Genomic DNA, 10823 nt, shown 5'->3' on the forward strand with positions numbered 1-10823 from the left:
TGGGAAGTTCTCAAAGCCATCAGTCAGAAATATTTGATTTTTATAAATTCTAAAAGGTAGAAGGTGCGATACGTTCCTTAGCCTTCATCCTAGCTAGCCTCCTGGCTCTGGCTAGCTGGGCTAGGAAGGGGTCTTCTGCTTGAAATTTAGAAAATTTTCCTAGCTTTTTGCGAGTCTTTCCCTTAGCCCAATCGTCATAGGCACCTGACCTGATTTTCTCATAATTATTCAAAAAATAAGTAAAGCTAATGACAAAATCGCCCACTTCGCCCTTTAGGAATTTGCTTTTGTCTATGGACTTGATTGTAGAAATGAGGTCATCTTCTCCATAAGTTTTGATTAAAAGGTCAAGCCTTGCTTGATATTTGCTAGAGTCACTTATCTTAGCAATCTTTCCACCCAAACTATTCCAAAAATCTATGGGTGTCTTAGTCTTATTCATACTTGTATTATTAATACTTGTCTTATTATCCTTAAAGTCTCCTTCAAGACCCTCCCTTAAGTCTTCTTCAAGAGGGCCCTTTAAATCTTCTTTCATATCCTCTTTAAGATTTCTTGTAGGCTCTTCATTTCCTAAATCATTTACAAAAAGCCTTCTTTCCTCGATGCACTTAGTATTTTCTCTGTATTTGTATTCGGCTCTTATATAAGAAAGCTTGATTAGCTTATTTATCCATTTTGAAACTGAGGTGACAGATGTGGATAAGGCTTCAGCAAAATAGGCATTTGTGGCATGGCAATAGCCCTTTTTCTGTGCTAGGGCTAGAATTTCTGAATATATTATCTTTTCATTTGCTAATAATCTTTTATCATACCTAACATCTGCAGGTAATATTGTGTAATAAGTATTGGTCATTTCTTCTCCTTTAATATTTAAGTCTGCTTATATATAGCAAAAATGAGAAAAATGTCCCGATTTTTAGATAAAAAAATCCCCTTTCGATTGAAAGGGGGAAGATCTATTTGCTTGCTTTAATTCCTGCAAGGGTTCCGTCAGCTACTGCTGTGGCTATTTGTTTTACATCTTTAATTCTTACATCGCCTGCAAAATATAGGCCAGCAATCATGGATGAAATTTCTTCATCAAGGAAGGTATTTTTGACATTTGCAAGGTCTTTTATGAGGTCTGTGGAGCCATTTTGGCCGATTTGTACATAGATTTCTATGCCATTTTCATCGCAAATCGCACAATCATCTAAGATAGCCTTTACACATTTATAATCCCTTATTTCAAGGTCTTTAAGGCTTGTAGATGTGTGGACTTTTATTTTATCTGATGCTTCGATTTGCTTTTTAAATTCGTCAATGCACATAAGGGCATTTTGGTTTTGGACTATATGGACTTCCTTGGCAAATTTTGCAATATATAAAGCCTCCTTGCTTGCTCCATCTGATCCACCATTTACAATGACAGTTTTACCTTTTAGGCTTTCTTCGTTGCCATATGGCCAATGTTTAACATCAAAGCCCTTGTAGTCTATATCAAGCTCTTTTAGCTTGGAGCCTGCAGCATAGATTAGCTTTTTGCTCTCATAGGAATTTTTGTCTGTCTTTACAAGGAAAAAGTCGTCCTTTTTCTCTATAGATAGGCATTCTTCATAAGTTACATCGATATTAGAAAAGGCGAGCTGGTCTTTTAGTTTTTGTGAAAATTCCTCACCTGATTCATTATCGGCAAGGCTAGCATAATGACTAACTTTGGAAACATGGCTAATAAGGCCACCTACCCTATCTTTTTCTAGTAAAAGTAGGTCCTTGCCACGAGCCTTTGCATATAAGGCAGCGCTTACACCGGCAGGGCCTGCTCCAATAATTATTATATCTTTCATTTTTTTCACCTCTTTATTACTATCTGATAGAAATAATCAATTGCAAGTATTTTTCAAGATTTTTTTATGAATTTTTCAAAGAAAGCTAAGCTATCCTTACAAAATATTTAATTAAGAAAAAACAAAAGAAGGTGTACAATAGACTTATGAGAAAGATTAGAAATTTATTAATTATTATTTTAACCTTGGCCCTAGGGCTATATATCGGCCTTAGGATTAGGAAAAAGATTGAGAATGACAAGTATATATCAAAAGCAGTTTATGTTTACAATTTGACTGATGATAAGGAGGTCCTAGCCAAAAATGAGAACATGACCCTGCCAATGGCTTCCCTTACTAAGATAATGACTGTAAGGGTGGCTCTAAAGCATATAGATGATCTGGCAGGCCTTGCGCCAATTGATGTTGGGGCCTATCAGAGGGCTGTCAATATGAATGCCTCGATGGCAGGCTTTGTAGGAGGTGAAACCACCACCTATAGAGACCTTCTCTATGCAACCATGTTGGCATCAGCAGGAGAAGCTGCAGATTCCCTTGCCATAAATGTGGCAGGGGCCATGGGAGATTTTGTAAAGATGATGAATGATGAAGCAAAGAATCTGGGCCTTAAAAACACCTCCTACGCCAATGCCGATGGGATGGATGATCCAGAAAATTACCAGTCAGCCAAGGATTGTGCCATGCTTATCAAAGATAGCCTAAATGATGGCAATTTCAGGGCAATCTTTACCAAGAAAGAATTTCAAACAACCCCTACAGCTGACCACCCAAATGGGGTATATATAGAATCAACCATCTTTAGACACCTCAAAGATTACCATCAAAACGGCTTTGAAATAATCGGAGGCAAGTCAGGTACAACCGATAATGCTGGACTTTGCTGGGCGACACTGGCAGAAAAGGATGGAAAGGAATATATTGTAATAGTAATGGGAGTGCCTTATAGCGACATAAATAACCTAGGCGATTCCCACATCCAAGAGACACTTAGGATACTTGAAAATATAAGGTAGGTAGAAATGAAAGTATTATTTTTAAAAGGCGACTATCGTGAAAAAATCTGGGGCGGAGACAAGCTAAAAAATATCTTTAAGCTTGATGTATCAGATGGAAAAGTAGGAGAATATTGGGGCGTATCAGGCATGCCAGGCGAAAGCTCAGTCATCACTAATGGAGAATTAAAAGGCAAGACTTTAAGAGAAATCTATAGAGATAAGAAAGACCTTTTTGGAAATCCCAAAGAAGAAGAATTCCCACTTCTAGTCAAGCTCATAGATGCAGGAGATGACCTATCAATACAAGTCCATCCAGATGATGAGATGGCCGCAAGACTTCATGGAGCAAAGGGAAAGACTGAGTGCTGGTATATTTTAAATGAAGATCCTGCCTCAATTATCTATGGCCTAAATGTAGATAGTAAGAAAGAAGCCATAAAATTAATAGATGAGAGAAAATGGGATGAACTTTTAAAGGAAGTTCCAACAAAGCTAGGAGATTTCTTCTTTGTAAGGTCTGGTACAGTCCATGCCATAAAAAAGGGATCTTTAATCCTAGAAATCCAACAAGCATCAGACATCACCTATAGGCTTTATGACTATGATAGAAAAGATGATGAGGGAAAACTAAGAGACCTCCACCTAGAAGAATCCAAAGAAGCTATAAAAATTATAGAAAACGAAGATAAGATAGTAAATGAAGAAAAAGATGGTTATGACCAACGAATCCTCACATCAAATGAGTATTTCCAGGTTAGAGAGATGACCATAAAGACTTCTGCCAAGCTAGAAAGAGATAAGCTATACCTCTTAGAATTTGTAGTAGAAGGCCAGGGAGAAGTCCTTGTAGATGGAAAGACTTACCCACTTAAGAGGGGAGATTTCTTTATAATCACAAATGAAGCTAAATCTTATGAATTTAAGGGCCAGATGACCCTTGTTGAGTCAAATCCGGTAGACTAAAAATTTTAAAATTAATAGACCATTAGAAATAGGCCATCAAAGCTGGTCTATTTTTTTGCCTATTTTGCCTTTTAATTAGGTAAAACATTTTCCAAAAATAAAAATGAAAATATTTTCATAATTAGAACTTGATGCATAAAAATTATGAAAATGTGTTTATTATGCGATTCACTTGCATTTTTTATGCAGATGTTATAAAATAATATTTAGAAGAAAGGGATAACATTGGTAGAAAATCCTTTTCATAAGATGACAAGGAGAAAATATGGCTAATTTAAAATTAGAGCACATTGATAAGATTTATCCAAATGGTGTTCAAGCGGTATTTGACTTCAATTTGGATATTGAAGATAAAGAATTTATAGTTTTTGTAGGCCCATCCGGTTGCGGCAAGTCCACCACCCTCAGGATGATAGCAGGCCTTGAAGAAATTTCTGGAGGAAGTCTTTACATAGATGGAAAGCTTATGAATGAGGTAAGCCCTAAAGATAGAAATATTGCAATGGTTTTCCAAAACTACGCCCTCTATCCACACATGACCGTCTTTGATAATATGGCCTTTGGGCTTAAACTACAAAAGGTAGATAAGGCTGAGATCAAGAAAAAGGTCGAAAAGGCAGCCGAGATGTTAGAGCTAAAAGAATATCTAGACAGAAAGCCTGCGGCCCTTTCAGGTGGCCAAAGACAAAGGGTAGCCCTAGGTAGGGCTATAGTTAGGGAAGCTAATATTTTCCTAATGGATGAGCCACTATCAAACCTTGATGCCAAGCTTAGGGTCCAGATGAGGACAGAAATTTCCAAAATCCACGACCAGCTTGACACAACCACAATCTATGTAACCCACGACCAAACAGAGGCCATGTCCATGGCTACAAGGATTGTCGTAATGAAAGATGGCTACATGCAACAAGTGGGCACTCCAGAAGAAATCTATGACAAGCCTGCCAATATTTTTGTTGCAAACTTCATCGGTTCCCCTCCAATGAATTTCTTCAATGGAAAGGTAGCAGGCGGCAAAATTACAATCGGCAAGGAAGAAATCCCTGTAAATGATGCCCAAAAAGAGGCCATCAAGCCTTATGAAGGAAAGGAAATAATCATAGGCATAAGACCAGAATCCTTTGCCGTAAATCTAGATGAAAAAAGTGGAAAATCAATAAAAGCAACCATAGAAAACATTGAAATGCTCGGAGATGAGTCAATCCTTTATGCCCAAGCTGAGGAAGCTGCTAGCCAAATAGCAGTCAAGGTCCAGGGCAAGTTTAAGGGGGTTGAAAAGCATGATGAGATAAATCTTGATATCAACCTTGATGAGATCCACCTTTTTGATAAAGACACAACTATGAGAATTATCTGATGGAGTCCTTGTCAAAATCCCTAGGTGCCCTTGGAGAGATAATAATATTTATCGTCCTTTCCCTAATCTACACGAGCCTGATACTCTTGCCTATAATTTTGATAAATCTTTTGATAGATAAAAGCCTCATTTCCTATATTTTCCTATTTGTGCCCCTTATAGGACTTTTAGGCCTTGCTATAGAAAGGGCCTTTATAGGAACGGGGAATGTATTTGTAAATCAAAAATCATTTTATAGACCATATTTTAAAGAGCTTTTTTCTACTAGGCCCATCAAAAAATATGCGACTTATTGCCTTTTGCTTAGTCTATATTTTTACTCCTGTGATTCTTTGAGAATTTTGGAAAATGGGATTTTAGGCCTTTTTATCCTTAGGATATTTTTGAGCCTAGCCTTTAGAAATATAATTTTCTATACCATCCTCCAAAGGGCCTTTAGAAAAGAGCTGGGATTTGTGGAAACTATCAAAAATTCTGCCATCCTTACTTTAAAATATCCCCTATATGCTATAATTATCTGCCTGGTATGGGGTCTAATCGAAGAGCTAATGATAAAAAACGCCCTTTGGACCTATGTGCTAGTGATAATTTTAGGCTTTATGGGCAATTTCATAAACCAAAGTAAAGTTAAAAACTTATAAGGAAGGTTAAAATGGATAATAAAAACTTGGGTCAGACTAAGGTCCTTGACCAAAAAGAATTAAAAGAAAGAAAGAAAAAAGCCAAAAAACCATTTAGCCAAAGATTTAAAAAGAACCTACCTCTGATGGCCTTCTGCCTGCCAGGTTTCATCTGGTTTGCAATAATGAGCTATCTACCAATGTTTGGGGTCATCATCCCCTTCAAAAATTATAAGGTATTTTCTAAAAATTTCTTTTACAATCTCTACCACAGCGATTGGATTGGATTTGATAACTTCAAGTTCTTCTTCCAGTCTAACGACGCTTGGGTGATCATAAGAAATACAATTTTGTACAATGCTACTTTTATAGTTGTAAACATTGTTCTTGCAATGTTTACAGCTATAGCCCTCCATGAGCTTTTAAATAGGAAGGCTGCGAAGTTTTACCAAACTTCTCTATTCTTGCCTTACTTTTTATCATGGGTAGTTATTTCTTATGCAGTATTTGCATTCTTATCACCAGATAAGGGTCTTTTAAATGCCCTCTTGACAAAATTCGGTGGCAAAAATATAAATTGGTACACCACAAAGACCTGGTGGCCAGTCTTCTTGGTAATAATCAATGCCTGGAAGGGCCTAGGCTACAATACAGTAGTCTATCTATCAGCCCTATCAGGAATCGATAAGACCTATTATGAGGCGGCGGTTATGGACGGGGCAAGCAAGTGGGAGCAGATTAAATACATTACCATCCCAATGCTTAAGCCAGTTGTGACAGTTTTGTTTATAATGAGTCTGGCAAATATCTTTAGGGCAGACTTTGGTTTATTCTACCAAGTGCCAAGAGATTCTGGACCACTTTATGCTGTTACAAACGTAATCGATACCTATGTATTTAGGGCCCTTATGAAAAATGGAGATATAGGCCTATCATCAGCAGTTTCACTCTTGCAATCAGCTGTTGGAGCAATCTTAATAATTGGAGCCAATAAGCTAGTCAAGAGATACGACCCACAAAGGTCCCTATTCTAGGAGGATATCATGCAAGAAATAAAAAATAAAAAGCATTATGATCCCTTAGAAGTATCTAGGGCAAGCAATATCGGCCTAAATATATATTTGATTCTTTTGACCATATCGGCAATCTTGCCTTTCCTCTTTGTCTTTGTCATATCAATCACAGATGAGGCAACCCTTGCCACAAACGGCTACAGCTTATTTCCAAAACAGATAAGCTTTGATGCCTACAAGCTAATCTTTAGGTCAGGATCAACTATAATCAGGGCCTATAAGGTGTCAATCTTTATCACAGTTGTAGGTGTAATCCTTGCCCTATGTTTGACAACCCTTTATGCTTACGCCCTATCTAGAGATGATTTTGAATTTAAGGGATTTTTCACAAAAGTATCTACAATTCCGATGCTATTTTCAGGCGGACTTGTAGCAAGCTATTTAGTAATGACACAGTTTTTAGGACTTAGAAATTCAGTGTGGGCCCTAATCTTGCCCCTACTTCTAGGCACCTTTAACATAATAATAATGAGGACATTTTTCCAAACGTCCATCCCAAATGCCCTAATAGAGGCGGCAACCATAGACGGAGCTAACGAATTTCAGATATTTTTCAAAATCGTCCTTCCCCTATCCTTGCCAGTCCTTGCCACAATCGGACTATTTTTAACACTAGGCTATTGGAATGATTGGTACAATGCCATGCTTTATATAGATGACTTAAATAAAATACCAGTCCAATACCTGTTAATAAGAGTGCAAAATTCAACGGCCTTCCTCGCATCTAGAGGTAGCCAAATAGGAGGTGTAGCCAATCAAGCAATGAAAACTTTGCCACAGGAGACTTTGAGGATGGCCATAGTAGTTATAACAACAGCGCCAATTGCCATAACCTACCCATTCTTCCAAAGATACTTCATAAGTGGTCTAACACTTGGAGCAGTAAAAGAATAATTCATTAAGGAGGAGATCATGAATTTAGTTAAAAAATTTGCTTACACATCAATGGCACTAATGCTCGCTTTAGGAATTTCTGCATGCGGAAACAATGAAAAGCCAGCTGAAGAAACAAAAAAGACAGAAACAACAGAAACTGCAGAAAAAAAGGATGATAAGAAAACCGAAACAGGGGATGTCCCAACCCTAACCTACCTTAACATCGGTACTCCACAAACAGGTACAGAAGAAACTGTAGCAAAAATCAACGAATACCTCGATGAACAAAAAGCAGGTTACCACCTAAATCTAGTATTCTACGATTGGGGTGACTATGAACAAAGACTTCAACTAGCTTCATCAACAGGTGAAGATTGGGACCTAGCTTTCACAGCAAGCTGGGCAGGCCCATATAAGACATTAGTATCTCAAAATGCTCTAATGGATCTAACAGAATTAATAAAAGGTAAAGAATTTGTAGATCTAATCAACCCAGACATGCTAAAAGGCGTAAGCATGAATGATAAAATCTACGGTATACCTGCAGCTTATCCAGGTGTAGTAGCAGCCAACCAATTTGTATGGACAAAGTCCATGGTTGATAAATATAACATCGACTACAAAAATATCAAAAATATTACAGAACTAGAACCAATCTTTAAAGAAGTAAAAGAAAAAGAAGGCATGCAATATCCATTTGGCGTATCAAAAGACTTCTTATTTGCAATGCCAGAACCAGAATACCTAGTAACAGACGGTGTAGCTGTAAAAGAAGAAAATGGTAAACTTGTAGCCTACAACCGCTATTCAGCTGACCTATTCAAAGAACAAATCATGAAGATGAAAGAGTACATGGACAATGGATATATTTCACCATCAGCACCACAAGTAGAACCTGGAACAGTAATGCCAGAAAACGAAGTACTCATAACAGAAGGTGAAGGAGAACCAGGATCAGCAGCAATCTGGTCAGTAGCACCACGTAACCAAGTGGTATCAAACATAGTAGGCGAAAAAATAGTAGTATCAAACGACAAAGCCCAAGGTAAGATGGTATCAATCAACTCTCAATCTGACAAGGCAGAGCTAGCCATGGACTTTATCAATAGAATGTTCACAGACAAGAAATTACAAGATATGTTATGCTACGGTATCGAAGGCAAAAACTTCGAATACAAAGACGGCAAGGTTGTAAAACACAACAAAGATGCTGACGGCATAGACAATGACTACGACGTACCAGCCTTTACTTTCCTATCAGCACTAAATAGAACACCACTAGATGGTGCACCAGGAATCGGCGATGAAGAATTTGATAAGGAAGCAAAAGAATTTGAAGAAAGACTAGCACCATCTCCAGTTCTAGGCTTCACCTTAGATGAAAGCAAAATCGCAACAGAAATAGCAAACATCCAACAATCAGTAAACGAATACACCATCAACCTAAAAACTGGTGCCTTCGATGAAAGTTATTATGACGAATTCCTAGAAAAACTAAACGCAGCAGGAATTGACAAGGTAATAGAAGAAGTTCAAAGCCAATTAGACGCTTGGAATAATAAATAAGAAAAATAAAATTTAAGAAAGTAGATAAAAATGAGCTTACTAAAAAAACTTACTATCAGCACACTCCTACTAGGCCTTAGCTTAGGCCTAGCTGGATGTGGTGGGCAAGAAAAAAAGCAAAGTGAAGAAATACCAACCCTAACTTATTATGACGTAGGAACCCCTCAAGAAGGAACAGAAGAAGTTGTAAAAGCTATAAATGAATATCTAGATAAAAAAGAAGCTGGTTATCACATAAATTTACAATTTTTTGACTGGGGAGAGTATGAACAAAGGCTACAACTTGCAAGTAATGCAGGAGATGATTGGGATATAGCCTTCACAGCCAATTGGTCAGGACCATATAAAAACTTGGCAGAAAAGGGAGCCTTTGCTGATATAACAGACTTAATCAATGAAAAGGGAAAGGATATAAAAGATTCTCTTTCAGAAGATGTAATAAAGGGTGCATCAATAAATGGCAGGCTCTAAGGGGTACCAGGTGCGGCTAAAAATGTGGTCCCAGGCAATTACTTTGTCTGGAATAAGGCCTATGTGGATAAATATAAGATTGACATAGATAAGATAAAGACCATTGGAGAGCTTGAGCCTTACTTAAAAGAAGTAAAGGAAAATGAAGCAAGCGTTGACTACCCATTTAATATAGTAAGTGACTTCCTCCTACAAACACCAGTACCTCAATCAGAGGCGACACCTGGAGTTGCAGTAAAAGAAGAAAATGGTAAGCTAATAGCCTATAATTCATGGGCAGATCCAGAGCTTAAAAAGCAACTTGATATCTTAGAAGATTACATGAAAAAGGGTTATATAAATCCATCTGCTCCTCAAATGAATGCTGGAGAAGGTGGGGTAGAAGACCAGTGGCTAGTAACAAAGGCAGAGGGTGGCCCAAATTCAGATGGTATTTGGTCAAATTCCTTTAAAACAGAAGTAGTATCCTCTCCTGCAGGCCTAGCTACAATAGTAACCAACCAAAAGGCTACTGGATCTCTTGCGGCAATCAATTCTCAATCAGACCACAAAGAGCTTGCAATGGACTTTTTAAATAGGATGTTTAGCGACAAGGACCTAATGAAATATTTAACATATGGTATAGAAGGTAAGCATTATGAGATGGTGGATGGCAAAGTTAAAAAACTTGAAGACACTAAATATGACGTGCCAGCCTTTACCTTCCTAGCTTCAGAGACTATGACACCACTAACAACTTCAGAATCTGATGATACACCAGAAGCTAAGGCAAAGTTAGACGAATTTTTAGAAAACTTAGAGCCATCACCAATTCTAGGCTTCAATTTTGATAAAAAAGAAGTTGAAAGCGAAGCAGGCAATGTGGAACAGACAATATTTGAATATGAAAAGAATCTTAAAACAGGTGCTTTTGACGAGGCTTATTATAAAGAATTCTTAGAAAAGTTAGATACTGCAGGAATAGAAAAATTGATTGCTGAAGTACAAAAACAACTAGACGCTTGGAACAATAAATAAGAAAAATAAGAGGGGCAGTTGCTAAAGTAAATATAATCCCCACACCAGTGGGGATA

The 10823-nt window shown here is 37.5% G+C and carries 11 protein-coding genes; 9 read left to right on the forward strand and 2 right to left on the reverse strand.

Features of this window, described 5'->3' with window-relative positions; all coding sequences use genetic code 11:
* Nucleotides 1-49: 49 nt before the first annotated feature.
* Nucleotides 50-856, reverse strand: coding sequence for a helix-turn-helix domain-containing protein (locus C8269_RS09130; RefSeq protein WP_106461409.1), 807 nt, complete (start codon nt 854-856; stop codon nt 50-52).
* Nucleotides 857-959: 103 nt separating this feature from the next.
* Nucleotides 960-1829 (reverse strand): NAD(P)/FAD-dependent oxidoreductase, encoded by an 870-nt coding sequence (locus C8269_RS09135; RefSeq protein WP_106461410.1) that lies wholly within the window; start codon nt 1827-1829, stop codon nt 960-962.
* A gap of 146 nt (nt 1830-1975) precedes the next feature.
* On the opposite strand from C8269_RS09135, the gene C8269_RS09140 reads away from it, so the two are divergent.
* From C8269_RS09140 to C8269_RS09175, 9 genes are all read left to right on the forward strand, one after another.
* Nucleotides 1976-2842 (forward strand): D-alanyl-D-alanine carboxypeptidase family protein, encoded by an 867-nt coding sequence (locus tag C8269_RS09140; RefSeq protein WP_106461411.1) that lies wholly within the window; start codon nt 1976-1978, stop codon nt 2840-2842.
* A gap of 6 nt (nt 2843-2848) precedes the next feature.
* Complete coding sequence (gene manA, locus C8269_RS09145) at nt 2849-3787, forward strand: mannose-6-phosphate isomerase, class I (RefSeq protein WP_106461412.1); 939 nt, start codon at nt 2849-2851, stop codon at nt 3785-3787.
* A 265-nt stretch (nt 3788-4052) separates the two neighbouring features.
* Nucleotides 4053-5144 (forward strand): ABC transporter ATP-binding protein, encoded by a 1092-nt coding sequence (locus C8269_RS09150; RefSeq protein WP_106461413.1) that lies wholly within the window; start codon nt 4053-4055, stop codon nt 5142-5144.
* Nucleotides 5144-5785, forward strand: coding sequence for a hypothetical protein (locus tag C8269_RS09155; protein ID WP_106461414.1), 642 nt, complete (start codon nt 5144-5146; stop codon nt 5783-5785). Before C8269_RS09150 ends, C8269_RS09155 begins: the two co-directional genes overlap by 1 nt.
* 11 nt (nt 5786-5796) lie before the next feature.
* Nucleotides 5797-6798, forward strand: a complete 1002-nt coding sequence (locus C8269_RS09160; protein ID WP_106461415.1) for an ABC transporter permease — start codon at nt 5797-5799, stop codon at nt 6796-6798.
* A gap of 9 nt (nt 6799-6807) precedes the next feature.
* Nucleotides 6808-7731: a carbohydrate ABC transporter permease gene (locus C8269_RS09165; RefSeq protein ID WP_106461416.1), complete on the forward strand. Its 924-nt coding sequence runs from the start codon at nt 6808-6810 to the stop codon at nt 7729-7731.
* 18 nt (nt 7732-7749) lie between these two features.
* The gene (locus C8269_RS09170; protein WP_106461417.1) at nt 7750-9279 is read left to right on the forward strand and encodes an ABC transporter substrate-binding protein; all 1530 of its coding nucleotides are present in this window, start codon (nt 7750-7752) and stop codon (nt 9277-9279) included.
* Nucleotides 9280-9309: 30 nt separating this feature from the next.
* Nucleotides 9310-9750: an extracellular solute-binding protein gene (locus C8269_RS11015; protein WP_234025874.1), complete on the forward strand. Its 441-nt coding sequence runs from the start codon at nt 9310-9312 to the stop codon at nt 9748-9750.
* A gap of 63 nt (nt 9751-9813) precedes the next feature.
* Nucleotides 9814-10767: an ABC transporter substrate-binding protein gene (locus C8269_RS09175; RefSeq protein WP_234025875.1), complete on the forward strand. Its 954-nt coding sequence runs from the start codon at nt 9814-9816 to the stop codon at nt 10765-10767.
* The last annotated feature ends 56 nt before the right edge of the window (nt 10768-10823 follow it).

This window comes from Anaerococcus sp. Marseille-P3915 (assembly GCF_900258475.1).
Classification (GTDB): Bacteria; Bacillota; Clostridia; order Tissierellales; family Peptoniphilaceae; genus Anaerococcus; species Anaerococcus kampingae.

Coding starts and splice junctions, on each gene's coding strand:
- C8269_RS09130 (WP_106461409.1), bottom strand. CDS start 856: ATGACCAATACTTATTACACAATATTACCTGCAGATGTTAGGTATGAT.
- C8269_RS09135 (WP_106461410.1), bottom strand. CDS start 1,829: ATGAAAGATATAATAATTATTGGAGCAGGCCCTGCCGGTGTAAGCGCT.
- C8269_RS09140 (WP_106461411.1), top strand. CDS start 1,976: ATGAGAAAGATTAGAAATTTATTAATTATTATTTTAACCTTGGCCCTA.
- manA (WP_106461412.1), top strand. CDS start 2,849: ATGAAAGTATTATTTTTAAAAGGCGACTATCGTGAAAAAATCTGGGGC.
- C8269_RS09150 (WP_106461413.1), top strand. CDS start 4,053: ATGGCTAATTTAAAATTAGAGCACATTGATAAGATTTATCCAAATGGT.
- C8269_RS09155 (WP_106461414.1), top strand. CDS start 5,144: ATGGAGTCCTTGTCAAAATCCCTAGGTGCCCTTGGAGAGATAATAATA.
- C8269_RS09160 (WP_106461415.1), top strand. CDS start 5,797: ATGGATAATAAAAACTTGGGTCAGACTAAGGTCCTTGACCAAAAAGAA.
- C8269_RS09165 (WP_106461416.1), top strand. CDS start 6,808: ATGCAAGAAATAAAAAATAAAAAGCATTATGATCCCTTAGAAGTATCT.
- C8269_RS09170 (WP_106461417.1), top strand. CDS start 7,750: ATGAATTTAGTTAAAAAATTTGCTTACACATCAATGGCACTAATGCTC.
- C8269_RS11015 (WP_234025874.1), top strand. CDS start 9,310: ATGAGCTTACTAAAAAAACTTACTATCAGCACACTCCTACTAGGCCTT.